Below are 24,182 nucleotides of genomic sequence, written 5' to 3'. Positions count from 1 at the left end.
CGAGAGCCAGCACCTTCAGGCGATTTGCACCATGGCTGGCTCGGCGTCACTTTCCGCCTCGCGCGCCAAGTAATCAGCGAAAGCCGAGAGGTCCTGGTGCGTACGCAGCACCGGCGGCATGTCGCCTGACGGCTCGGCGCCGCTGCGCAGCAGATGCAGCTGCGCGCCAATGGCAGCACCAGCCTGCAGGTGATCGGCATTGTCGCCCACCACCAGCACTTCTGCGGGAGCCAGACCATAGCGCTCGCAAATCTGCTCGAACAAACCGGGCGCCGGCTTGCGGCAACTGCACGCTTCGCCTGGCGCGTGCGGGCAGTAGAACACCGCGTCGATACGGCCCCCGGCGGCAGAGAGCAACCGGTGTATCTTGGCATGCACCGCGTTCAGCGTGGCAACGTCGAAAAGACCCCGCCCAAGCCCCGGCTGGTTGGTCGCCACCACGGCATGCCAGCCCAGCCGGTTGATGCGCGCCACCGCCTCCAGCGCGCCGGGAAGCGGCTGCCAGTCGTCCGGCGTGGCGACAAAATCGTCGCCAGCAGGCGGCACGTTGAGGGTGCCGTCGCGATCAAGAATCACGAGTTTCATGCGGCTGATTATCCGGCTATTGGACGGCGGGGGGCGTCTCTGCCGTCTCTGCGGCTTCCCAGCCCGTCAGGTACAGGCCGTAGAACCGGCCGTGCGCCAGCACCACGCGCAGGCGTTGCCCAGGGTGCCAGAGCGCAACGCCCTCGTCGTTAATGCGCACGAGCTGCGCTCCGGCCAGAGAAGACACCTCCAGCACCACTTCGCTGCCCCCCAACTGGTGCAGCGTGGGCGGGCGCGGGCGCAACCCGAGCACGCGCGCCTGGGCTGCGGGCAGCGGCGCGCACTGCTCGGTATTGGCGTGCGACACCCACAGCGCTCCCGCGCCGCCCAGCCACAACAGCACCCACAAAGCGACCAGCACCCGCCGCACCGCCCGCGCGCCACCGCGTCGCCACCACAGCCACAGCAGGCCGGCGATCAGCGCCAGCGCCACGCCGGCAAGCAACCAGGGCAGGAACAGCGCCAAGGCCGAGGGCGACGACGGCAGTGGTGCAATCGCAAACGCAGGGCCCGGCGCGTGCCGGCCGTCCACCCATTCGAGCCACGCCCGTACGGCAGCGAGCAGGGCGGGCGGCCCAAACGCCAGGACAACCCCTGCCTGGCGCCCGTCCCCAGCGCGCGGCGGCTGGGGCACTGCGCCCGCGCTCATACCGCCAAGCGGGAAAGGTCGGCCACGCGGTTCATCGCCAGGTGCAGGCTTTTGAGAAGACCCTGACGATTCAAGCGCAGGTCGAGCTGCTCGGCGTTCACCATGACATCGTCAAAGAAGGCGTCTACCGGCGCACGCAGCACCGCCAGGGTTTGCAACGACGCAGTGAAATCGCCCGCCTCGAACTGTGCATTGGCTTCGGGGACGAAACGCTGCAGGGCGGCGTACAGATCCTGCTCGGCCGCTTCTTGCAGCAGCTCGGGGTTGACATGCGGATCGACGTCGCCGGCCTTCTTGAGGATATTGGAGACGCGCTTGTTGGCGGCAGCCAGCGCCGGGCTTTCGGGAAGCGCAGCGAAAGCGCGCACGGCAGCAAGCTGCTTTTCCACCAGCGCCAGGCGCTGCGGGCGCAGGGCCAGCACGGCATCGACCTCTTGCGCGCTGTAGCCCTGCTCGCGTAGGTTGCCGGCCAGGCGGTCGTAGATGAAATCCGCCACCTGCGGTGCAGCATCCGTGATCTTGTCGCCAAAGGCAGGTACCGCACTGGCAAGCAGCGCATTCAGATCCAGCGACAGATTCTTCTCCACCAGCATGCGGATCACGCCCAGTGCATGGCGGCGCAGCGCAAACGGGTCGCGGTCGCCTGTCGGCAGGTTGCCAATGCCGAACATGCCCACCAGGGTTTCCAGCTTGTCCGCCAGCGCCACGACCACGCCCACGGTGCTCCGCGGCAGGGTGTCGCCGGAAAAACGCGGCTTGTAGTGGTCTTCGATGGCGTCCGCCACCGTTTCGCTCAGGCCATCGTTGAGCGCGTAGTAGCGGCCCATGGTGCCCTGCAGCTCGGGGAACTCGCCCACCATATCGGTGACGAGGTCGGTCTTGGCCAGCAATGCGGCCTGGTCGGCCTGTTGCACCAGTGCGCTATCGCCCAATTGATGGGCAATGGCCTGGGCAATGGCACGCACGCGCTCCACGCGCTCACCCTGGGTACCGAGCTTGTTGTGGTAGACCACCTTGCCGAGGCCTTCGACGCGCGAGGCCAAGGTCTTCTTGCGGTCCTGGTCAAAGAAGAACTTGGCGTCCGCCAGGCGAGGGCGCACCACGCGCTCGTTGCCGCCGATCACCAGGCTTGGGTCATCCGGGGTGATGTTGCTGACCACCAGGAACCGGTTGGTCAACTTGTCGGCCGCGTCCAGCAGCGGGAAGTACTTCTGGTTGGCCTTCATCGTGAGGATGAGGCATTCCTGCGGCACGCCAAGAAACTCCTGCTCGAACGAGCACACCAGCACATTGGGGCGCTCGACCAGCGCAGTGACTTCGTCGAGCAGGGCATCGTCCTCAATGGCATGGGCGCCGTTGCCCACTTTTGCGGCTGCAGCAGCCAGCTGGCGCGCGATCTCGGCGCGGCGCTCGGCGAAGCTGGCAATGACGGCGCCTTCATCGCGCAGTTGCTGGGCATAGCTGTCCGCAATCCTGAGCACCACGGGCGAGACAGCCGCCTCAAACCGGTGGCCCTGCGTACGGTTGCCCGCCGTGAGCCCCAGCGCCTTGACCGGCACCACGTCGCTGCCGTGCAGCGCCACCAACCCATGGGCGGGGCGCACGAACTGCACGCTGCTCCAGCCGGGGAGTTCGCAGTCGGTCTCCAACTGGTAGGTCATGACCTTGGGAATGGGAAGCTTGGCGATGGCCTCGTGCAGCGCCTTTTGCAGCCCCTCCTGCAGCGTAGCGCCGGGCAGCACGCTGTCGTAGAACAAGGCCTCGGCCTTGCCGTCTTGCGCGCGTTGGAGAAGAGCGACCGCAGCAGCCGGGTCAGATACCTGCACGCCCAGGGCTTGCAGCTTTTTCAGCAGCGCAGGCGTGGCGGTGCCAGCGGCGTCCAGCCCCACGCTGACGGGCATGAGCTTTTGGCGCACGGCCTTGTCGGCGGCCTTGCCGGCCACGGCCGTCACCTGCGCGGCCAGGCGGCGCGGCGAGGCGAACGGCGTGAGCACCGAATCCGCGGTCGCCAGGCCCTGGACCTTGAGTTGCTCGCACAGCACGCCGGCAAAGGCATCGCCCAGTTTTTGCAGCGCTTTGGGGGGCAGCTCTTCGACGAAGAGCTCGACGAGTAGATTTTTCGTTGTCATGAAGTGGGCTCCAGCCTCAGGCGGCCTTCTGGGCCATTTGCGCAACCCATTCGCGCGGCGCCAAGGGGAAGCCCAGGCGCTCGCGGCTCTCGTAATAGCTTTGGGCCACGGCACGGGCCAGGTTACGGATGCGGCCGATGTACGCGGCACGCTCGGTTACCGAAATGGCGCCACGTGCGTCCAGCAGGTTGAAGCTGTGCGCGGCCTTGAGCACTTGCTCGTAGGCGGGCAGCGCCAGCCGCTGCTCCATCAGGTGCTTCGCCTGCTTTTCATGGGCGTTGAAGGCCGTGAACAGGAAATCGGCGTCGCTGTGCTCGAAGTTGTAGGTGGACTGCTCCACCTCGTTTTGCTTGTAGACGTCGCCATAGGTCAGCTTTGAGCCATCAGCGCCTTCGGTCCAGGTCAGGTTGTAGACGTTGTCCACGCCCTGCAGGTACATGGCCAGGCGCTCCAGACCGTAGGTGATCTCGCCCGTGGCGGGCTTGCAGTCGATGCCGCCGACCTGCTGGAAGTAGGTGAACTGCGTCACCTCCATGCCGTTGAGCCAGACCTCCCAGCCCAGGCCCCATGCGCCCAGCGTGGGGTTTTCCCAGTCGTCTTCCACAAAACGGATGTCGTTCTTCTTCAGATCAAAGCCCAGTGCCTGAAGCGAGCCAAGGTACAGCTCAAGGATGTTGCTCGGCGCGGGCTTCAAGACCACCTGGTACTGGTAGTAGTGCTGCAGCCGGTTAGGGTTCTCGCCGTAGCGGCCGTCCTTGGGGCGGCGGCTGGGCTGCACGTAGGCCGCCTTCCAGGGTTCAGGGCCGATTGCTCTTAAAAATGTAGCGGTATGCGAAGTACCAGCACCCACTTCCATGTCGTAGGGCTGTAAAAGCGCGCAGCCTTGCGCGTCCCAGTAAGACTGGAGCTTGAGAATGATTTGCTGGAAGGTCAACATGGGGCGTCCTGCGCGGAATCAACCACGCCAGAGTAAGCCGGGCGATGCCCGCAGCACGCCAAAGCGGCGCGCCAAACCCACGATTTTACGGCCGCTGGGATTGCAGGCGCGACAGGAGCGCTGGAGGTCTTAGGCGCCGTCCCAGCGGCGCAGCACCAGGCTGGCGTTGGTGCCGCCAAAGCCAAAGCTGTTGGACAACACGGTGGTGAGCGGCGCATCGCGCGACACGCGCACGATCGGCATGCCTTCAGCCGCTGGGTCCAGGTTCTCGATGTTGGCCGAACCGGCGATGAAGCCGCCTTGCAGCATGTACAAGCAGTAAATCGCCTCTTGCACGCCCGTCGCTCCTTGGGAGTGGCCGGTGAGCGACTTGGTCGAAGAAAACGGTGGTACTGCATCGCCAAAGACTTCGCGCAGCGCCCGCAGTTCGGGTACATCCCCCACGGGAGTGGAGGTGCCATGCATGTTCACATAGTCAATAGGGCCGCCACCCGCGTTAGCGATGGCCTGGCGCATGCACGCAATGGCGCCTTCGCCCGAAGGGGCGACCATGTCTTCGCCGTCGGACGACAGGCCAAAGCCCACGAGCTCGGCGAGGATGTGGGCGCCGCGCGCCTGCGCATGCTCCAGGCTTTCCAGCACCAGCGCGCCGCCGCCCCCAGCAATCACAAAGCCGTCGCGGTCGGTGTCGTAAGGACGCGAGGCCTTTTCGGGCGTGTCGTTGAATTTGCTGGACATGGCCCCCATGCCGTCAAACAGCAGTGCCAGGCCCCAGGAGAGCTCCTCGCCGCCACCTGCGAACATCACATCCTGCAAGCCAAAAGCAATCTGCTGCGCTGCCATGCCCACGCAATGGGCAGAGGTGCTGCAAGCCGAGGTGATCGAGAAATTGACGCCTTTAATGGCGAACGCCGTCGACAGGTTGGCCGACACGGTCGAACCCATGCAGCGCGTCACCTGGTAAGGCCCGACGCGGCGAATACCTTTGCTGCGCAGCGTGTCGGCCGCCTCGATCTGGTTGGCCGGCGAGCCGCCGCCCGAGCCCATGATGAGGCCGGTGCGGGGATGCGACACCTGCGCGGGCGTGAGCCCCGCCTCTGCAATGGCATTCTTGAGGGACACATAGGCGTAGGCCGCGGCATCGCCCATGAAGCGGCGCTGTTTGCGGTCGATGAGCGCATCCAGATCAATCTGCGGCACGCCCGCCACCTGGCTGCGCAGGCCGAATTCGGTGAACTCCGGCATAGCGCGGATACCGGATTTTCCTTCGCGCAGCGATGCAGTCACTGCCTCCTGGTCATTGCCAATACACGAGACGATGCCCGTGCCCGTGATCACCACCCGTTTCATGGAGTCTCTCCTGTCGCTGGGGCACCCACCGAGGCGTCGTCCTTCTTGAACAGGCCGACACGCAGGTCGCTTGCCACGTAAATTTCCTGGCCATCCGCCAACAGGCGGGCGTCGCCAATGGCCATCACCAGCTTGCGCTTGATGACCCGTTTGATATTGATTTCGTAGGTGACCAATTTGACGTCAGGCCCCACCTCGCCCGTGAACTTCACCTCGCCCGCGCCCAGCGCACGGCCTTTTCCCGGCAATTGCAGCCACGTCAGGTAGAAACCAATCAGTTGCCACATGGCGTCCAGCCCCAGGCAGCCGGGCATCACCGGATCGCCCTGGAAATGGCAGGCAAAGAACCACAAGTCGGGCCGCACGTCGAGTTCAGCGCGAATCAGACCCAGGCCGTGCGCGCCACCTTCGCTGTCGATATGCGTGATGCGATCGAACATCAGCATGGGCGGCAGCGGCAGGCGCCCGCTTTCGGGCGAAAAAAGCCGCCCCTCGCCGGAGGCGATCAGTTGCTCGTACGAAAAGGAATCTGCCATGAAAATCGTGCTCCAGGCCTGCGCAGGCAAGGCCTTCGTTCGGTAGGGATGCCCTTCGCCTGGCGGGACTGCGTCGCCCGGAGCCACGGCGCCAAGTCAGGCAATAAGTGCATTTTTAGATGGATACGTCTAGCCCCGATTGTAGAGACGCTTTGCGGCTTCTTCTTGCGCGGTTACCACGCACAAAGAATGCGACCAACACGCAGATAGCCCCCAAAATCCACAAGGGCTGCAAACGCCAGCGCGCCGCCCACCAGGCAAAGGGGGTGATCGCACCGCCCTGCCCCTGCACGCTTGCGTACAGCGCGCCACGTGTCGCACGGGCGAGACGGTGCGTCACCACACCGCGATGGTCGATGACCGCCGTAGCGCCGGTGTTGGTGGCGCGCACCATGGGTCGGTCGAATTCCAGTGTCCGCATGCGGCTGATCGTAAGATGCTGGTCGATGGCCAGCCCCGTGCCGAACCAGCCAATGTTGCTCAGATTGAGCAGCACCGTGGGCGCTGTCTCGGGCACGCGAAACTGCGCTGCGATTTCGTCACCAAACAAGTCTTCGTAGCAAATATTGGGGGCAATCCGCTCGCCATGCCAGACAAAGCTGGCTTGGCCCAGCGGGCCGCGCCCGAAGTCACCCAAGGGAATATCGAGAAGTTCGGTAAACCAGCGAAACAGGGGGGGAATGAACTCCCCAAAGGGTACGAGATGGTGTTTGTCGTACCGGTACGGCGCGCTGCGGCCCGGCGCAAAGCCCAACACCGAATTGGTGTAACCCGTCTTGAGGTCGCCGAGTGGAATGCCGATGAGTGCCGCCTGTTCGCCGTGGCTGTAGCGCCGCGCAATCGCTTCCAAATAACCCGGCGGCAATTGCTGCGGCAGCAGCGGCAGCGCCGTCTCGGGTGCCACCACCAAGCTGGCATCGGCGTGGGCCAGTTGCTCCCCATACCAGTGCAGCGCCGTGGGAACACCGCTGCCTGGCTGAAATTTTTCATCCTGCGGGATATTGCCTTGGAGCAAGGCCAGCGTGAGCGGTGCATGCGCCGGGGCGGAATCGCCGCGCGAACGATCGTGCCACCCATAAAGTCCGCCCAGCCCCAAGGCCAGCACCGCCAGCAGCAGCCAGGCACGGCCGCTTCGCGCATCGGCAAGGTGCAAGCGCGCCAGCAGCATGGCAAGGAACGCGGCTACGAAACCAATCCCGTACACGCCGACCAGCGGCGCCAGTACGGCCAACGGCCCATCCACGTGCGCATAACCTCCAGCGCCCCAAGGAAACCCCGTCCACAAGGTGTTGCGCGCCAGTTCGGCGAGCAACCACAGCCCGGCAAACAAGAGCGCAGCACCCAGGCGCGATGCAGGCGCCAGGGCGCGGTAGAGCAGGCCCGCGATCGCGTAGTACGACGCAAGGAACACCGCCAACCCGGCCACCGCCAGCACCCCGAGCGGCGCGGGCAGGCCACCATAGGTGTGCAGCGAGATGAACAACCACCAGAACGTGCCGCTCAGCCAGGCGGTACCAAACCACCAGGCCCGCGCACCCGCGCTGCGGGGCCTGGGCGCCGCCTGCAGCAGCGCCGCCAGCACCGCGAGCGACAGGATTTGCAAACCCCAGACCGGTTGACCGCTGCCCGGCCAGGCCAGCGATGCCGCCTGCGCGAGGCCTGCAGCGCAGGCGAGCAAGGCAGGCAGAATGCCGCCGCGCGCGCGCATCGGCATCAATCTGGCCGGGCGAGGTCTTGCGTGGCGCCAGTCACCTTGAACCAGCGCACCGCGCCGCCCTTGGTGTGCAGCACCACAAAATGCAGGCCGCAAAACTGCAGATGCTCGCCGCGCTTGGGCACATGGCCCATTTCATGCGCGATGAGGCCACCGATGGTGTCGAACTCATCCTCGGGGTCCGTACTGGCGATCGTCACGCCAAACGCCTCGGCAACACGTTCCACGGGGGTATCGCCGCTGACACGGTAGGTGCGATCGGCCAGGGCAAAGATATCGCCGTCATCCTCGGGAATATCGAACTCGTCCTCAATCTCACCGACGATTTCTTCCAGCACGTCCTCAATGGTGACCAGCCCGGCCACGCGACCAAACTCGTCAATCACCACAGCGAGATGGCTGCGGTTGCTGCGAAACTCGCGCAGCAAGTCGTTCAGGCCCTTGGTTTCCGGCACGAAGGTGGCCGGGCGCAGCAGCGTGCGAATGTGCAGATCGGGCGAGCGCTGCAGCTTGAGCAGGTCTTTGGCCATCAGCACGCCGATGATGTTTTCGCGCTCCCCCTGGTACACCGGAAACCGCGAATGCGCCGTGTTGATGACCAGACGCAGCAACTCGTCCATGGGCGCATCGATATCGAGCAGGTCCATCCGGGGGGCGGCGACCATGACATCGCCCGTCGTGCGATCGGCCATGCGCAGCACGCGCTCAAGCATCACGCGCGACTCGGGACCAATCAGCTCGTTGTCCTCGGCCTCGGAAAGAATGGCGACGAGCTCGTCAATGGAATCAGGACCCGGATGGATGAATTCGACGAGTCGCTTGAAGAAGGTGCGCTTGTCTTCCTTGTCAAGCGCGCGCGCGGGATGCGGTTCGGACACTGCCTTTGGATGCAGGACATGCGGTAGTGGATCAGGGCCCTAGTGTAGTGTTGGACAGGCAGAGACTCCAAGCGCCTCATTCTTCAGGCTTTTGGCCGGCGGTATTCTGGATCGCGCCGGTGCGCATTGCCTGCAGCCCGCACAGGAACCGCCAGAATTGGTGCGCTTGCTGTTTGAGCCGGTAGTCGAACTCGGCAAACTGCTGCTCCACCGCCTCGGCCATGTGCGTGTCCAGGCTGGCTGGCGCGAGATCCAGAAACGCTTCGGATTCCGGGCCTTCGCGCCGCACCCGCGCCCCGGCCGCGCGCGCGATGTTGAGCATGGGCGTGTTTTCTGAGAGCGCATGGATGAACAGCATGCGCACGCCGGCGTTGCGGGCGTGCATCGCCGCGCGGTCAAACAAGCGCGCTCCATAGCCGCGCCCACGGGCATGTTCCAGCACCGAAACGCCAAACTCCGCGCATTCGCTATGAGCGGCGGTGTCGGTGTACGCCAGATGGGCCATGGCGATCAGTTCGAGGCGGCGGTTGTAGATGCCAAAAATCTCGTCCCGGTCGAAATTGAGCTGCTCGGCGTAGCGCCGCACCTGCTCGTCGCGGGCAGCGTAGCCAAAGCGCAGGTAACGGTCGGCAGGCGCCAGCGCCAGCAGGTGCTGGGCAATGCGCTCGCGGTGCGCGGGGCCGAGGGAGCGGATGGGCACCATGAGCGGACTGCGCGTGGCATCTGACAGCCTGGCAGCGGGAACCCGCAGCAGGTCCATTCCCGTGTTCCAGGACGCCTTGATCCAGTCTTTGGTTTCAGTCATGGAGCCAATATAGGCGCTTTGCCTCCGCTTTCCAAGCATTTTTTGCTGCGGTGCAACAAATTAGACTATGGAGCCAAATTTCCAATGAAATCAAATGCTTGCCAAAACACCTCCAAGTAAGAGGCAGGCGTGAAAGGCCGTCAGACAGGTACCGCCGTCGTCGCCTTGACGTGGTCCAGCACAAAGCTGGTCTTGCAATCCTGCACGCTGGGGTGCTTGAGCAGTGTCTCCATGATGAAGCGGCTGTAATGCGCCATATCGGCCACGACCACACGCAGCAGGTAGTCCATTTCGCCGGTGAGCGAAGCGCACTCGACCACTTCTGGCCAAGTCTGCACCGCCGCGCGAAACACATCCATCGGGTTGCGCTTGTGGCTCTCGGTGGCCTTTTCCAGCCGCACGTTGAGGTAGGCGGTGAGCCCTAAGCCCACCGACTCTGGCTTGACCAGCGCCACATAGCGGTCGATTACCCCGGCTTCTTCCAGGCGCTTGACCCGGCGCAAGACGGCACTGGGCGAGAGCCCCACCTGCTCGCCGATCACATCGTAAGTTTCGCGTCCATTGGCTTGCAGAGAGCGCAGGATCGCGCGGTCCAGCTTGTCGAGTGCGTCTTTGGTTTGCATGGCGCAGGATTTTATCGACTCACGTTCCGTATGCGCGACGTGCGGCACCACGGGTATGTCCGAATACGCAGCGCCCAGCGCCACAGAAACAATTCTGTTCACAAAAAAGAACGCGCGTTCTTTTTTGTCTATAACGATCAGGAGACACCATGACCGCATTTTTCCGCCAGTTGCCGATGCGCTGGTTTTTCGCTCTCGTGCTGCTGTGCGCCACTGCCCTGCCCGCCACGGCTGCAAGCACCTACGCCCAAACGCGTTATCCCATCGTGCTGGTGCATGGGCTCTTCGGCTTTGATTCGGTTTTTGGTATCGACTATTTCTACGGCATCCCCAGCAACCTGCGCCAGAATGGCGCCCAGGTTTACGTGGCGCAGGTGTCGGCCGCCAACAGCACCGAAGTGCGCGGCGAACAGTTGCTCGCACAGGTGCGCAACATTCTGGCGATCACCGGCGCGGCCAAGGTGAACCTGATCGGCCACTCCCACGGCGGCCCCACGGCGCGCTATGTGGCCGGTGTGGCGCCGCAACTCGTGGCCTCGGTCACTTCGGTTGGCGGCGTCAACCGTGGTTCGCGCGTGGCCGATGTGTTGCGCGGCGTAGCCCCGGCCGGCAGTGTAGGCGAGACAATTGCCCAGGGTGCCGCTGGCGCCCTGGTGACCTTGATCAACCTGGCCTCGGGCGGCAGCGGCCTGCCGCAGATGCCCACCGCCGCCCTCGATTCGCTGACCACGGCCGGCTCGGCCCGCTTCAACCAGCGCTTTGGCGCAGGCGTGCCCACCAGCGGCTGCGGCAACGGCGCCGAACTGGTGGCGGGCGTGCGCTATTACTCCTGGACCGGCAAGAACACGCTGACCAACGTGCTTGACCCGAGCGACGCGGCCTTGTTTGCCACCGGCCTGGTGTTTGGCGAAGCCAACGATGGACTGGTGGCGGCTTGCTCGGCCCATCTGGGCCGCCACCTGGGCGATTACCGGCAGAACCACCTGGACGAAATCAACCAGATGGTGGGCCTGCGCGACTGGTTCTCACCCGATCCGGTCACGCTGTACCGTGAGCAGGCCCACCGCCTGAAGAACGCAGGACTGTGAAGGGACGCGCCATTGCGCTGGTGTGCGCGGCCGCGGTGCTTGCGGCCGGCGCATGGTGGCTGATCCCACAGGGCACCGGGGTGCTGACGCCCCAAAGCCCTGGCCATGCACCAGCGGGCGTTCGGCTGGCACAGCCTATGCACGGCCCAAGCGCTGCGCCGCCTGACGCGTTGGCGCGGCCCTCCAACGCCGTCGACCCCCTGCTCGCCCCAGGGCTGCGCGATGAACTGGAAGCAATGCTGCTGGAAGCCGGCAACATGCCCGACCCCCAAGCCTTGAAGCGACGCCTCGCCGAGTTGGTGGCACGGCGCTTTGGCGAGGCGCTCAGCACGCGCGCCCTGGCCTTGGCCGAGCGCTATGTGGACTACCGCGTCGCCCTGGGCGAACTCAAGCCACCCGAGGACGCCACCGATCCACGGGCCCTGCGCGACGTGCTGCAGGCCCGCGATGCGCTGCGCCGCCAGTATTTCGACGAATCTGAATTCGACGCGCTGTTTGCCGACCAGCAGGCGCTCGACCGCTACACCCTGGCGCGTCTGGAAATCGAGCGCAACCCCGATCTGACCGCGGAGCAGCGCCGCCAGGCGCTCGCGGGCACGGAAACCGAACTCGACCCGCAGCAACGCGCCGAGCGGGCGCAGAGCGTGGTGCAAGAAGCCGTGGGCGCGCAAACCGCCGCCTTCAACGCCGCCGGAACCGACGACCGCACCCGCTTTGCCCAGCGCAGCGCGCGCTTTGGCGAAGACGCCGCCCAGCGCCTGGCCCAACTGGACGCGCAAGACCGCGACTGGAACGCACGGCTGGACGACTATGCACGCGCCCAGGCAAGCCAGACCGACGCCAATGCCCTGGCGCAGTTGCGCGAGCGCAGCTTCACGCCGCAGGAGCAATTGCGGCTCGATGCGGCGCTGGCGTTGCGCGCTGTTTCGGTCCACTGAAACAGCGCAGGCGCCCCTTTAGGCGCCGCAGATACGCTGTTGAGCGCCTTGACGCAGCGCAGGACCATCGAATAAACCTGCGTTAAAGCGGAGCAATTCGCCTAAATATTGATCAAAGTCACGTCTAAAGTGCAGGAGTTCGTTCGCAAAGGCCCGCCCGCATCGGCTCCAAGCTTCGCGAACCAGCGCCAAGAACCTTCCACAAGACGGAGACCGCATGCAGCCCACCGAAACCCTCGCGTCCACCGACGCCCATGCCGCCTGGGACAACCCCATGGGCACCGACGGCTTTGAATTCATTGAATACGCCGCGCCCGACCCCGCCGCCATGGGCCGCGCCTTCGAGGCCATGGGCTTCAAGCCGGTGGCGCGCCACCGCCACAAGAACGTCATCCTGTACCGCCAGGGCACGATCAACTTCCTGATCAACGCCGAGCCCGACAGCTTCGCCCAGCGTTTTGCGCGCCTGCACGGCCCCAGCGTCTGCGCCATCGCATTCCGCGTGCACGACGCCAAGGCAGCCTACGAGCGTGCCGTGTCGCTGGGCGCCTGGGGCTACGCCGGCAAGGCGGGACCGGGCGAACTGAACATTCCGGCCATCAAAGGCATTGGCGACAGCCTGATCTACTTTGTCGACCGCTGGCGCGGCAAGGGCGGCGCACAGCCCGGAGACATCGGCAACATCGGCTTCTTCGATGTCGATTTCGAGGCCCTGCCCGGTGTCAGCGCCCAGGAAGCCCTAGCGCCCTTTGGGCACGGCCTGACCTATATCGACCACCTCACGCACAACGTGCACCGCGGCCGCATGGGCGAGTGGGCCGATTTCTACGAACGGCTGTTCAATTTCCGCGAGATCCGCTACTTCGACATCGAAGGCCAGGTGACGGGCGTCAAGAGCAAGGCCATGACCAGCCCCTGCGGCAAGATCCGCATCCCGATCAACGAGGAAGGCAAGGAAAACCCCGGCCAGATCCAGGAGTACCTCGATAGCTACAAGGGCGAAGGCATCCAGCACATCGCCATGGGCTCGGACGATCTCTACAAGACCGTGGACGGCCTGCGTGCCAGCGGCGTGCGCCTGCTCGACACCATCGACACCTACTACGAGCTGGTGGACAAGCGCATTCCGGGCCACGGCGAGCCGCTCGAAGAACTGCACAAGCGCAAGATCCTGATCGACGGCAAGAAGGGCGCCCTGCTGCTGCAAATCTTCAGCGAAAACCAGCTCGGCCCGATCTTCTTCGAGTTCATCCAGAGGAAGGGCGACGACGGCTTCGGCAACGGCAACTTCAAGGCGCTGTTCGAATCCATCGAACTCGACCAGATCCGCCGTGGCGTGCTCAAGGCACCAGCCTGAATAGAGACACCCCCTGTGTCGCTCCGCTCCTTCCCCCCGCTCTCGCATCGCTGCGCGACGCGGGCAGGGGGACGCCGCCAGCGCGGCGGGGCGGCCCTGGCCTGGGCGGCGCCGGTTGCATGCGCCGTGGCCGGTACATGCCCCATGAAGACTGAAAAGGAGACCCCATGGCCATCGAACCCGTCGTCTATGGCGCCAGCGAGCGCCCCCCGCGCGGCGACTACGCCCGCGCGGGCGCCGACTACACCTGCCCGCAAGACTACGCCCGCTACACCGAGCAGGACCACGACACCTACCGGCGCCTCTACGCGCGCCAGTCGGCGTTGCTGCCAGGCTTGGCCAGCGAGGCCTTCATCGCCGCGCTGCCGTCGCTGGGCGCAGAGGACCGCATCCCACGCTTCGAAGACATCAACGCGCGCCTGAAACCTGCCACCGGTTGGGAGATCGTCGGCGTGCCGGGGCTGATCCCCGAAGTGCCTTTCTTCACCCTGCTCGCCAACCGCAAGTTCCCGGTGACGGACTGGATCCGCACGCCCGAAGAGTTCGACTACATCGTCGAGCCCGACATCTTCCACGACCTGTTCGGCCATGTGCCGCTGCTGTTCAACCCGGTGTTTGCCGATTACGTGCAGCGCTACGGCCAGGGCGGGCTCAAGGCCGAGCGCCTGGGCGCCTGCGAAATGCTCTCGCGCCTGTACTGGTACACCATCGAGTTTGGCCTGATCCGCGAAGCCGGCGGCCTGCGCGCCTATGGCGCAGGCATTCTGAGTTCGTCGGGCGAGTTGCCGTATTCGGTGCAAAGCAGCGCACCACAGCGCCGGCCGCTGCAGTTGGAGCGCACCATGCGCACCCGCTACAAGATCGACAGCTTCCAGGAAACGTATTTCGTCATCGACAGCTTCCAGGACCTGTTCGACATGACAGCGGCCGATTTCGCGCCGGTGTACGAACGCTTGCGCGGCCTGCCCGAGATCGCCGCCAACGCATCAGGCGACTGAGCAGGCAGGGAAGTTGCTCTTGTTTCAATAGCTACTAACGCTTATCAGATAAGCGCTATAGGCCAATTTGGCTTAACTTTTTACAACAGGATCTGCTGCCCGCGCCAGCAAGGCCAGGCAGCCCTGCAGCACCTCGGGGCGGCGCGCCATCTCCACATGCGCCACGCCGGCAATCAAACGGTTGTCGGCGCCCCGCAAGGTGGCGGTGCTGGTGGGGAAGACGATGTTGTCGCAGTTGGAATACCAGCAGGTGAACAGCGCCGCACGGCCCGGCGGCTCGGCCCCGCTGAGCGCGCCTACCCAATCACCGTCAAGCGCCATCTGCCGGCCATTGGCGGCGCGCGAGAAGCGCCCGGCCCAGGTGCCGCGGTGCGGCGTGCCCAGGGTAATGACATGCTGCACCCGCGCCTCGCCTGCGCAGGCGCGCAGCCAGGCACGCGCGGCGAGGCCCCCCATGCTGTGGCAGATGAGCACCGGCGCCAGGCCGGTGGCCGCGTGCACACGCTGCACAGCCGCCTCGATGGTGGGCGCGTAATCGTCAATCGAACCGAACACCGGCTCCAGGTTCACCGCCTCGTAGGCATGGCCGGCGGCGCGCAGGGGCTCGAACCACGGGCGCCAGAGCGCCCGGTTGCACAAAAACCCGTGCACCAGCACCACACCGCGCTGGCCAGCGGGCGCCGTGGGCAGCCAGTCGGGTTCCGCATGGCTGCGAAAGGGCTGGTCCCAGCAGAACACGCGCAGCGCCACGCCCAGCTCGGCCCACCAGGCGCGCACCACCTGCGCAAGCCGGGCGCGCGGCGCCGGGTCTGCGGCATTCACGCGCTGCATCAAGGTGAACTGCAGCGCCATCACAGCCAGGTACAGCAGCGCGGCGAACGCCAGACCGCCCACGGCCCAAACGGGCGAGCGCGGCAGGGCAAAAACCAGCCAGAGGGCCGCCATCAGCAGCAGGCCAATGGTCCAGGTGGCTTGGAGGCGGGCGATCATGGCAATGGTGTAATGGGTGCAAGCCCTATTGTGCAAGCCGAAATCTCGAAATGGACGCAGCAGAAAACATCCGGCAAAGTATTGCCCGCGTGACCGAACTGCGCGCCGCGCAGGCGTCCAACCCCGCGCTGGCCACCGCCGTGCGCGACATCAAGCAGTTTCAGTCGCGCCGCTTCATGGGAAGCTACACCGATCTGATGCGCGACCCCACGGTACGCCCCGCCACGCAATTTTTCCTGGATGAGCTCTACAGCCCCGGCGACTACAGCGCCCGCGACGCGCAGTTCGCACGCATCGCCGGCACGCTGCAAACCGTCTTTCCCCGCCCGGTGGTCCACACCGCGCTGACGCTGGCGCTGCTGCACGCCAAGACCGAGGAGCTGGACCACGCCATGGCCCAGGCCTGGCTGGCGCAGCCCGCAACCACCCCCGAAGCGGGCCGCTACGCCGCAGCCTGGAAGACGGCGGGCCAGCCCGAAGCGCGGCGCCAGCAGCTGGCCTGGGTGATGGAGCTGGGCCACGACCTGACGCGCTTCACCCGCACACCCGGCCTGCGCCTTCTCCTGCGCGCCATGCGCGGGCCCGCCCAGGCGGCAGGCATGGGCGCATTGCAGCATTTCCTGGAGGTGGGTTTCGACACGTTTGGCGCGCTGGCAAGGAAGCGCGGCGCCGTCGAAGGTTTTCTGGACACGGTGCGCGAACGCGAAACCCGCTTGATGGGCTTGCTGTTCGACGCCGAGCTTGTCGCCTGCGAGACGCAATTGGCCCACACCCTAGGACAAGCCCGGTAGGCCCGTACAGCAAGGCCCAACAGAATCAAAGGTTTCGTCACTTTGCACCCGCTTCCTCGCATGGACAAGATCTGGCTCAAGAATTACCCCGCAGGCGTACCGCACGAGGTGCACCCCGAGCAGTACCGCTCGGCCGCCCACATGATCGAAGACGCCATGCGCCAGCATGCCGGGCGCCCGTTCTCGGTCTGCATGGAGCAGTGGATGGGCTATGCCGAGCTCGACCGCCAGTCTGCCGCGCTGGGGGCCTGGCTGCAAGGCCAGGGGCTCGCACCCGGTGCGCGCGTGGCCATCATGCTGCCCAATATTCCGCAGTTCGCCGTGACCATGGCGGCGGTGCTGCGCGCGGGCTACATCTGCGTCAACGTCAACCCGCTCTACACCGCACGCGAGCTGGAGCACCAGCTCAAGGATTCGGGCGCCAGCGCCATCGTCATCCTGGAGAACTTCGCCCATACCCTGGCCGAAGTCATTGGGCACACCGGCGTGCAGCGCGTGGTGATGGCGTCCATGGGCGACCTGCTGGGCTTCTGGTACGGCCGCTGGATCACCTTTGCCGTGCGCCACCTCGCCAAGATGGTGCCGGCCTACAGCCTGCCGCTCTCGGCGGGGCGCACGCTGGTCACCTTCCGCCAGGCCCTGGCCGATGGCGCGCGGCGCACGCTCACCGCCAGCAGCGCCACATTGGACGACACGGCATTCCTGCAATACACCGGCGGCACCACGGGGCGATCGAAAGGCGCGGTGCTGACCCACCGCAACATCGTCACCGCGACACTGCAGGCCGAGGCCTGGTTCACCCCGGCGCTGGCCAAAATGGGCGACGTCACCCGCGCCAACAGCATTGCCGCGCTGCCGCTGTACCACATCTTCGCGCTCACGCTGTGCCTGCTGGCAATCCGCCAGGGCTCGCACCTGACCCTGATTCCCAACCCGCGCGACATTCCCAAGTTCGTCGAGGTGCTCAAGAAGCGCCCCTTCCACATGCTGCCGGCGGTGAACACCTTGTTCAATGCGCTGCTCCACAACCCGCAGTTCCGCACACTGGATTTCTCGCAGCTCTGCGTGTCACAGGCCGGCGGCATGGCAGCATCCGAGGGCACGGCGCGCCAATGGCAGAAGGTCACCGGCAGCACCATGGTCGAAGGCTGGGGCATGAGCGAAACCTGCGCCATCGGCACCAACAACCCGGTGAACACCACCGAGTTTTCCGGCAGTATCGGCCTGCCGCTGCCGGGCATCGACATCGCCATCAAGGACGACGAGGGCAACAGTTTGGCACTCGGTGAGCCGGGCGAAATCTGCATCCGCGGCCCCAACGTGACACCGGGCTACTACGAAAAACCCGAGGAAAACGCCGCCGCCTTCACGGCCGACGGTTTCCTGCGCACCGGCGACATCGGCATCATGGACGCGGAGGGCTACACCCGCATCGTCGACCGCAAGAAGGACATGATCCTGGTCAGCGGCTTCAACGTCTTCCCCAACGAAATCGAGAACGTGGTCTCGCTGTGCCCCGGCGTGCTCGAATGCGCGGCCGTGGGCGTGCCCGACGAGCGCCAGGGCGAGTCGGTCAAGCTCTTCGTGGTGCGCAGCGACGCGAGCCTGACCGAGGACGACGTGGCGCGCTATTGCCACGACAATCTGACCGGCTACAAGCGCCCTAGCCGTATCGAGTTCCGCGACGACCTGCCAAAAACCAACGTAGGAAAGATCCTGCGGCGCGAGTTGCGGCACACTGCATGAACTTCAAAAACAATAGCTGATGACGCTTGCTACACCTGCGCTACCGCCTGAAATCACCGTATTCGAGCGCGGCTGGCTCTCGTCCAACAACGTCTTGTTCACGGGCCCCGACGGCGCTGCACTGGTGGACACTGGCTACTGCAGCCACGCGCAGCAGACGGTGGCGCTGGTGCGCTCGGCCTTGGGCGACGTGCCGCTCACCCGCATCCTGAACACGCACCTGCACAGCGACCACTGCGGGGGCAATGCCGCGCTGCAGCAGGCCTGGCCGGGCGTGCACACCGCCATTGCGCCCGGGCAGGCAGAGCATGTGCGCCATTGGGATGCCTACGCGCTCAGCTACACGCCCACCGGCCAGGAATGCCCGCCCTTTCGCTGCGACAGCGTGCTGGCGCCGGGCCGCGAGGTGCGGCTGGGCGGCAAACCCTGGCAGATCCACGCCGCGCCGGGGCATGACCCGCATTCCATCGTGCTGTTCGAACCGCAGGAGCGCATCCTGATTTCGGCCGATGCGCTGTGGGAAAACGGCTTTGGCGTGGTGTTCCCCGAACTCGAAGGCATCGCCGCGTTTGGCGAGGTGGCCGCGACGCTCGACGTGATCGAGCGCCTCGCCCCCGCTGTGGTCATTCCGGGTCACGGCCCGGTGTTTGCCGATGCGCCGCGCGCCCTGAGCACGGCACGCCGGCGCCTCGACGGCTTTGTGCGCGCGCCGCAAAAACATGCGCTGTATGCCGCCAAGGTGCTGCTGAAATACAAGCTGCTCGAATGGCAGCGCATCGAACAGCGCGCACTGGAAGCCTGGGCCAAGGCCACCCCGTATTTCGGCCAGTTGCACGCCACGCATTTTGCCGACCAGAGCGAGCGCGAATGGCTCGACAGCCTGGTGGACGAGCTGCTGCGCTCGGGCGCCGCGCGGCGCGAGGGATCGCTGCTGCTCAACGTCTGAGCCTGCAGCAGCACCTGTTCTGGTGCGCACGGGTCGGGGAAGCCCGGGTGGCACGTCCTATGATGGACGCTGTTGCCACCCGCAGGAGAACGGCCCATGGCCCGCGTGAATGCGTTACCCCGGACGGCTTCGGCGGTCCTGCCAGGCCCCGACGCAGCGGCGGCAGCATGAGCACCGTGTTCGACGCACTGCGCCTGTCCACGGTATCGCTAGACGTGGCGGCCGCCCAGCGCGGCACGCCGCAGGACATTGCGCGGCGCCAGCAAACCCGCCTGGCTGCGCTGCTCGAATCCACCCTGCGGGGCTCCCGCCTGTACCGCTCGCTGTGGCCCGCCGGCACCACGCCCAACACCGCACTGCACCAACTTCCCGTGGTGACGCGGGCACAGTTGATGGCGAACTTCAACGACTGGGTGACCGACCCGCAGTTGCAACTCGATGCGCTGCGCGCCTTCACCGCCGACCCGAACCGCATTGGCGAGCCCTGGCTGGGCCGCTACATGGTGTGGGAAAGCTCGGGCACCAGCGGCCAGCCGGGCATTTTTGTGCAGGATGCCCAGGCCATGGCCGTGTACGACGCACTCGAAGCCCTGCGCCGCAGCCCGCCGCCCAAACCCCTGCTGTCGAGCTGGTGGGACCCGCTGGGGCTGGGCGAGCGCACGGCCTTTATCGGCGCCATCGACGGACACTTTGCCAGCACCGTGTCGGTGCGGCGGCTGTGCACCCTCAACCCATGGCTGGCCCACAGCACGCGCAGCTTTTCGCTGCTCCAACCCCTGGGGGCACTGGTGCAGGCGCTCAATGCCTTTGCCCCCACCGCCATCGCCACCTACCCCACAGCCGCCGCCCTCCTGGCCGACGAAGCCGCACGCGGCGCCTTGCGCATCCGGCCGCGCGAAATCTGGACCGGCGGCGAGTATCTGGCGCCTGGCGTGCGGGACCACATCACGCGGCAGCTCGGCGGCGCGGTGCGCAACAGCTACGGCGCCTCCGAGTTCCTCTCCATCGGCTGGGAATGCGCACACGGCCAGATGCATGTGAACGCCGACTGGGTGATTCTGGAACCGGTGGACGAGCACCTGCGCCCGGTGCCCGCCGGCCACGCCGCCAGCAGCGTGCTGCTGACCAACCTGGCCAACCACGTACAGCCGCTGGTGCGCTACGCCCTGGGCGACCAGATCACGGTGCACACCGAGCGCTGCCGTTGCGGCTCCCCGCTGCCCGTGGTGCAGGTGCAAGGCCGCCACGACGAGCCGCTGGTCATGTGCGGGCCGGACGGCCGGCGCGTGACGCTGCTGCCGCTGGCGCTGTCCACCGTGCTGGAAGACAAGGCAGGGGTGTTCGACTTCTACCTGCGCCAGATCGATGCCTGCACCCTGGAACTGCAGCTGCCCCTGGAAGGCGAGGCCGGGCACCAGGCGCTGGCACGCTGCTGCGCCGAGCTGCAGAGCTTTGCCCGCGCCATGGGGCTGGGTGCCATCGAGGTGCGCGGCAAGCTGGGCCAGCGCACACCGCGCGGGCGCAGCGGCAAGGCCTGCCGCATCGTGGCCTGCGCCAAGACCTGATCGACCCATGCGCCGTCAGGCCGCCATCACCACCGGCCCACCCTTGGCGATGGCCATCTGGTACGCCGGCCGCGCCTGCATGCGTGCGCAATAGGCCTGCAGCTTGGGGCAGTCCTTGGCCTTGGCGGCGCGCGAGAGCGCGGCTTCGACGGCAAAGCTCATTTGAAAATCGGCCATGCTCAGGTGCTCGCCGGCAAACCAGCGGTGGCGGCCCAGGTGGTCTTCCATGAAGGCCAGGGCCGCATCCACATTCGGGTCCACCAATTGCTCCTGCACCTTGGCGCAGAGCGCGCGGGCAATGGGCCTGGCAAAAAACGGCATGGGCTGGCGCGGAATGCTGGTGAACACCAGCTTCATCACCAGCCAGTTCATCAGCGAGCCCTCGGCGTAGTGCATCCAGAAGCGGCAGCGCCGGTGCTCGGGCGTTCCGGGCCGGGGCTGCAAATGCGCCAGATCGCCGCTGGCATGGGTTCCGTGGGTTTCCACCAGGTATTCGATGATGGCGCCCGACTCGGCAATCGTCTCGCCGTTCTCGGTAATCACCGGCGACTTGCCCAGCGGATGCACCTTGCGCAGCGCGGCCGGCGCCAGCCGGGTGCGCGGGTCACGCGCGTAGACCTTCAGGTCGTACGGAACACCCAGTTCTTCCAGCAGCCAGAGAATGCGCTGCGAACGCGAGGTTTCAAGGTGGTGGACGGTGAGCATGGCCACTATCTTAGGCAGAAACCCCGTGATGCGCTGACCCAAGATGCAGCGATGTAGCTATCATAAACATAGCTTCTTGCGCTTACCCCATAAGCGCTAGAGGCCAAAAATATCAAAACTTCAAGGCAGTTCCTTGTTCACCTCGGGCGCCGCCGCATCGCGCGGACCGATCTTGCCCAGACGCTCGCGCAGCGACTGCGGCTTGCCGGTGAGCAGCGCCGCGTAGTTGGTGGTGTTGGCCAGCACCTTCTTCACGTAATCGCGCGTTTCGGTGAACGGTACGTTCTCGGCCCAGATGGCCGCGTCCAGCACCGGGCCGTTGCGCCAGTTGCGCGGCCGGCCTGGCCCGGCGTTGTAGGCCGCGGCGGCCAGCGGCATGGAGCCGGCAAAATCGTCCAGCGCCAGCTTGAGGTAGGCCGTGCCGATGGTGATGTTGGTGTCGCGGTCGTGCAGCTGGTCGGGGGTAAAGCCGGCCAGTCCGATTTTTTTCGCCGTCCAGCGCGCCGTGGCCGGCATGACCTGCATCAGGCCCGAAGCGCCCACGCCCGAGCGCGCGTCCATGATGAAGCGGCTCTCCTGGCGGATCAGTCCGTACACGTAGGCCGGGTCCAGCCCCACCTGGCGGCTGTGCGCCACCACCGCGCCCTCGAACGGCATGGGGTAGCGCTGCGAATAATCGGCCACCGCCTGGGTGCGCTCGCTGGTGTTGATGCAGCGGTCCCACACCTCGTACTGGCAGGCGAAATCGGCTGCGGCGAGCAACTCGCGCTCGCCCATACCGCCGCGCTCGTGCAGGTTGGTGGCGTAGTTCCATTCGCGCACGCCTTCGTGCCGCAAGCCAATCAGGATCGCGTAGAGCCCACGGTTGAGCCCGGGGTTGGCACGCGCGGCCGCTTTTTCCTCCGCCGTGAGCGGCGCGGGCGCTGGCGGCACGCTGACGCGCTCGCCCAGGTCTTCCAGGGCCAACTGCCCGTAGAAACCGCCGGGGCCGGCAATCGAGCGCAGCAAGGCGGTGGCCTCGGCACGTTCGGCGTCCGTCACACGGCCCTGTAGCAGGGCGCGCGCCTTCCAATAGGTCCAGGCGCTGTCTTTTTGCGCGCCGGGCGACATGGCGGAGATCGCCTTGCGCACCATGTCCCACTGGCCGGCACGCAGGGCTGCGCGCACCTTCCAGGCGAGCAATTCGTCGCTCAGATCGGCGTCGCGGCTGACCTTGGCAAAGTAGTCGCTCGCCATGGGCGAGAGGCGCAACGCGGCCTGTTTGCCGATCACGCCCCAGGTCCAGTTGCGCTCTTCGGCATTGAAATGCACGCTCCATTTGGCGTCCAGCAGCTGGGCCGCGTTGTCGGGGTCGCTGGTGGCCAACTTGATCAGCGCCAGCACCATGATTTCCTTGCGCTGGCGGCCAGGCGCGGTGGAGTGCGCACGCAGGAACTTGGTGGGCGCATCGTTCAGCTGCGTGACCTGCGGCAACCAATCCGCCGCCACGATGGCCACGGCATCGCGCGCAGCACGCACGCGGTTGGCCTCCATGGCCAGGCGCGCCTTGCGCCATACATCACTCGCTGACAGCGCACCCGCAGAAAACAGCTCGCTCGCCGCGTGCGTGCAGCCGTCGTCCGCGTCACGCTGCGCATACCAGTTCTCGCGCACCTGGGCCCCTATGTCCTGCGGCGCGTGCCCTTCGATCTGGTCGATCGTCAACGCGTAGCAGCGCACTTCGCGGTCATCGCCCATGCGAAATTGCGGCTGCATGGCGGCAAAGCGCGCCCATTCACGCCGCTGGCCGAGCAGCAGCAGCCAGTCGTTGCGCAGCCGATCTTCCTGGTAAGTGCCGGCCCAGCGCTGCAAAAAGGCGTCGACTTCGCTCGCCTGCGCGTCTTCCAGCCGCGCACGCAGTTCCCAGTACGCGGCCCAGGGCTCCAGTGCATGGCCGCGCGTTTGTGGCAGGAGCTGCGCCAGACGCACGCGGTCCTTCTTGCGAAATGCCTGCTGCATATCGATCAGCACCTGGTCCGCCGCCGTGGGCGCCGCACCCACGGCCAGCGCCTGCGCACTGCTCCCCATGCCCATCAGGGACAACGAAAGCGCCAAGGGTGTCAGAATCTTCATCCAATGCATGGGGGGAATTATGTGATGGACAAAGCAGCCTTGCGCCGAGCGCTGGTAGAACAGCGCCTGAATATGCCCGACCGGCTCAAACGCGCCGACCTGTTGCAGCGCGTGATGCGCATCTGGCTGGTGGACAGACCCGACACGGTGATTGGTGCCTACTGGCCCATCAAGGGCGAGTTTGACCCCCTGCCGGCCCTGCACCGCTGGAAGGAAGACGGCGAACTGCTGGACGAACCCCAGCTGCGCCGCATCGGCCTGCCGGTGGTGAACAAGCAGCACAAAACCCTTACCTTCCACGCCTGGTACCCCGGCTGCGAGATGGAGGAGGATGCCTACGGCATCCCCAAGCCCAAGGACACCGAAATCATTGTGCCCACGCTGCTCTTCGTGCCCTGCGTCGGCTACGCCGCAGGCGGCTACCGCCTGGGCTACGGCGGCGGGTTTTACGACCGCACGCTGGCCACGCTGCAACCGCGCCCCGTTACGGTGGGTCTGGGCTATACGCAAGGCTTTCTAGACGATTTCGTGCCCGAGCCGCACGACCTGCCGCTCGACGCGATCCTGAACGACAACGGCATCGTCTGGCCTGTATAAGAGCCTGTTGAGAACGTGCTCACGATCTAAGGGCAACCCTCTGAGCCGCGCGCGGCTCCGCGCCATCGCCAGATGGCGGCAAACAACAGGCAACAAGTGCGCCCAGCGCATGGCAATAAAAAGTGCCATGCATGGGTGCGCAC

At 65.8% G+C, this 24,182-nt stretch carries 22 protein-coding genes; 9 read left to right on the top strand and 13 right to left on the bottom strand.

The genetic code is table 11. The annotated features are described in order from the left end of the window. Nucleotides 1-15: 15 nt before the first annotated feature. From gmhB to D3F03_RS14890, 10 genes are all read right to left on the bottom strand, one after another. A complete protein-coding gene (gene gmhB / locus D3F03_RS14935) occupies nucleotides 16-585 on the bottom strand; it encodes a D-glycero-beta-D-manno-heptose 1,7-bisphosphate 7-phosphatase (RefSeq protein ID WP_119110230.1) in 570 nt (189 codons plus the stop codon). 16 nt (nucleotides 586-601) lie between these two features. Continuing rightward, complete coding sequence (locus D3F03_RS14930) at nucleotides 602-1,234, bottom strand: hypothetical protein (RefSeq protein WP_119110229.1); 633 nt, start codon at nucleotides 1,232-1,234, stop codon at nucleotides 602-604. Further along, complete coding sequence (gene glyS / locus D3F03_RS14925) at nucleotides 1,231-3,363, bottom strand: glycine--tRNA ligase subunit beta (RefSeq protein ID WP_119110228.1); 2,133 nt, start codon at nucleotides 3,361-3,363, stop codon at nucleotides 1,231-1,233. Before glyS ends, D3F03_RS14930 begins: the two co-directional genes overlap by 4 nt. 16 nt (nucleotides 3,364-3,379) lie before the next feature. Beyond that, the gene (glyQ, locus tag D3F03_RS14920; RefSeq protein ID WP_119110227.1) at nucleotides 3,380-4,300 is read right to left on the bottom strand and encodes a glycine--tRNA ligase subunit alpha; all 921 of its coding nucleotides are present in this window, start codon (nucleotides 4,298-4,300) and stop codon (nucleotides 3,380-3,382) included. A gap of 129 nt (nucleotides 4,301-4,429) precedes the next feature. Further along, nucleotides 4,430-5,650, bottom strand: coding sequence for a beta-ketoacyl-ACP synthase I (gene fabB, locus D3F03_RS14915; protein WP_119110226.1), 1,221 nt, complete (start codon nucleotides 5,648-5,650; stop codon nucleotides 4,430-4,432). Next, the gene (gene fabA / locus D3F03_RS14910) at nucleotides 5,647-6,186 is read right to left on the bottom strand and encodes a 3-hydroxyacyl-[acyl-carrier-protein] dehydratase FabA (RefSeq protein WP_119110225.1); all 540 of its coding nucleotides are present in this window, start codon (nucleotides 6,184-6,186) and stop codon (nucleotides 5,647-5,649) included. Before fabA ends, fabB begins: the two co-directional genes overlap by 4 nt. Nucleotides 6,187-6,301: 115 nt before the next feature. Then, nucleotides 6,302-7,900: an apolipoprotein N-acyltransferase gene (gene lnt / locus D3F03_RS14905; protein ID WP_425453146.1), complete on the bottom strand. Its 1,599-nt coding sequence runs from the start codon at nucleotides 7,898-7,900 to the stop codon at nucleotides 6,302-6,304. After that, nucleotides 7,900-8,778: a CorC family transporter gene (locus D3F03_RS14900; protein ID WP_119110223.1), complete on the bottom strand. Its 879-nt coding sequence runs from the start codon at nucleotides 8,776-8,778 to the stop codon at nucleotides 7,900-7,902. Before D3F03_RS14900 ends, lnt begins: the two co-directional genes overlap by 1 nt. Nucleotides 8,779-8,854: 76 nt before the next feature. Then, nucleotides 8,855-9,583 carry a GNAT family N-acetyltransferase gene (locus D3F03_RS14895; RefSeq protein WP_119110269.1) on the bottom strand — a complete coding sequence of 243 codons (729 nt, stop codon included), beginning with the start codon at nucleotides 9,581-9,583 and terminating at the stop codon, nucleotides 8,855-8,857. A gap of 140 nt (nucleotides 9,584-9,723) precedes the next feature. Continuing rightward, nucleotides 9,724-10,206, bottom strand: coding sequence for an Lrp/AsnC family transcriptional regulator (locus D3F03_RS14890; protein ID WP_119110268.1), 483 nt, complete (start codon nucleotides 10,204-10,206; stop codon nucleotides 9,724-9,726). Nucleotides 10,207-10,355: 149 nt separating this feature from the next. Between D3F03_RS14890 and D3F03_RS14885 the strand changes: the two genes are divergently transcribed. The 4 genes from D3F03_RS14885 (at nucleotide 10,356) to phhA (ending at nucleotide 14,587) form a co-directional block, all read left to right on the top strand. Continuing rightward, nucleotides 10,356-11,294 carry an esterase/lipase family protein gene (locus D3F03_RS14885; protein WP_119110222.1) on the top strand — a complete coding sequence of 313 codons (939 nt, stop codon included), beginning with the start codon at nucleotides 10,356-10,358 and terminating at the stop codon, nucleotides 11,292-11,294. Then, the gene (locus tag D3F03_RS14880; protein ID WP_119110221.1) at nucleotides 11,291-12,232 is read left to right on the top strand and encodes a lipase secretion chaperone; all 942 of its coding nucleotides are present in this window, start codon (nucleotides 11,291-11,293) and stop codon (nucleotides 12,230-12,232) included. Before D3F03_RS14885 ends, D3F03_RS14880 begins: the two co-directional genes overlap by 4 nt. 217 nt (nucleotides 12,233-12,449) lie before the next feature. Next, on the top strand, nucleotides 12,450-13,589 hold the full coding sequence (gene hppD / locus D3F03_RS14875) for a 4-hydroxyphenylpyruvate dioxygenase (RefSeq protein WP_119110220.1): 1,140 nt from the start codon (nucleotides 12,450-12,452) through the stop codon (nucleotides 13,587-13,589). Nucleotides 13,590-13,756: 167 nt separating this feature from the next. After that, the gene (gene phhA / locus D3F03_RS14865) at nucleotides 13,757-14,587 is read left to right on the top strand and encodes a phenylalanine 4-monooxygenase (RefSeq protein ID WP_119110219.1); all 831 of its coding nucleotides are present in this window, start codon (nucleotides 13,757-13,759) and stop codon (nucleotides 14,585-14,587) included. A 72-nt stretch (nucleotides 14,588-14,659) separates the two neighbouring features. On the opposite strand, the gene D3F03_RS14860 is transcribed toward phhA, so the two are convergent. Continuing rightward, nucleotides 14,660-15,577 carry an esterase/lipase family protein gene (locus D3F03_RS14860; RefSeq protein WP_119110218.1) on the bottom strand — a complete coding sequence of 306 codons (918 nt, stop codon included), beginning with the start codon at nucleotides 15,575-15,577 and terminating at the stop codon, nucleotides 14,660-14,662. Between the two features lie 50 nt (nucleotides 15,578-15,627). Between D3F03_RS14860 and D3F03_RS14855 the strand changes: the two genes are divergently transcribed. The 4 genes from D3F03_RS14855 (at nucleotide 15,628) to D3F03_RS14840 (ending at nucleotide 20,625) form a co-directional block, all read left to right on the top strand. Further along, on the top strand, nucleotides 15,628-16,368 hold the full coding sequence (locus D3F03_RS14855) for an FFLEELY motif protein (RefSeq protein ID WP_119110217.1): 741 nt from the start codon (nucleotides 15,628-15,630) through the stop codon (nucleotides 16,366-16,368). A 60-nt stretch (nucleotides 16,369-16,428) separates the two neighbouring features. Beyond that, the gene (locus D3F03_RS14850; RefSeq protein ID WP_119110216.1) at nucleotides 16,429-18,114 is read left to right on the top strand and encodes an AMP-binding protein; all 1,686 of its coding nucleotides are present in this window, start codon (nucleotides 16,429-16,431) and stop codon (nucleotides 18,112-18,114) included. Between the two features lie 19 nt (nucleotides 18,115-18,133). Beyond that, nucleotides 18,134-19,060, top strand: a complete 927-nt coding sequence (locus tag D3F03_RS14845) for an MBL fold metallo-hydrolase (RefSeq protein WP_119110215.1) — start codon at nucleotides 18,134-18,136, stop codon at nucleotides 19,058-19,060. Between the two features lie 167 nt (nucleotides 19,061-19,227). Next, on the top strand, nucleotides 19,228-20,625 hold the full coding sequence (locus tag D3F03_RS14840) for a phenylacetate--CoA ligase family protein (protein WP_119110214.1): 1,398 nt from the start codon (nucleotides 19,228-19,230) through the stop codon (nucleotides 20,623-20,625). A gap of 15 nt (nucleotides 20,626-20,640) precedes the next feature. Here the strand turns inward: D3F03_RS14840 and D3F03_RS14835 are convergent, their stop codons facing one another. Further along, nucleotides 20,641-21,330: a glutathione S-transferase family protein gene (locus tag D3F03_RS14835; protein WP_119110213.1), complete on the bottom strand. Its 690-nt coding sequence runs from the start codon at nucleotides 21,328-21,330 to the stop codon at nucleotides 20,641-20,643. Between the two features lie 120 nt (nucleotides 21,331-21,450). Then, the gene (locus D3F03_RS14830) at nucleotides 21,451-23,451 is read right to left on the bottom strand and encodes a lytic transglycosylase domain-containing protein (protein ID WP_119110212.1); all 2,001 of its coding nucleotides are present in this window, start codon (nucleotides 23,449-23,451) and stop codon (nucleotides 21,451-21,453) included. A gap of 15 nt (nucleotides 23,452-23,466) precedes the next feature. Here D3F03_RS14830 and D3F03_RS14825 point away from each other — a divergent pair, with 15 nt between their 5' ends. Beyond that, the gene (locus D3F03_RS14825) at nucleotides 23,467-24,039 is read left to right on the top strand and encodes a 5-formyltetrahydrofolate cyclo-ligase (protein WP_119110211.1); all 573 of its coding nucleotides are present in this window, start codon (nucleotides 23,467-23,469) and stop codon (nucleotides 24,037-24,039) included. The last annotated feature ends 143 nt before the right edge of the window (nucleotides 24,040-24,182 follow it).

The organism is Simplicispira hankyongi, assembly GCF_003570885.1.
GTDB classification, from domain to species: Bacteria; Pseudomonadota; Gammaproteobacteria; order Burkholderiales; family Burkholderiaceae_C; genus Simplicispira; species Simplicispira hankyongi.
Note: the sequence above shows the minus strand (reverse complement) of the source record. Positions and strands in the feature narration are given on the sequence as shown.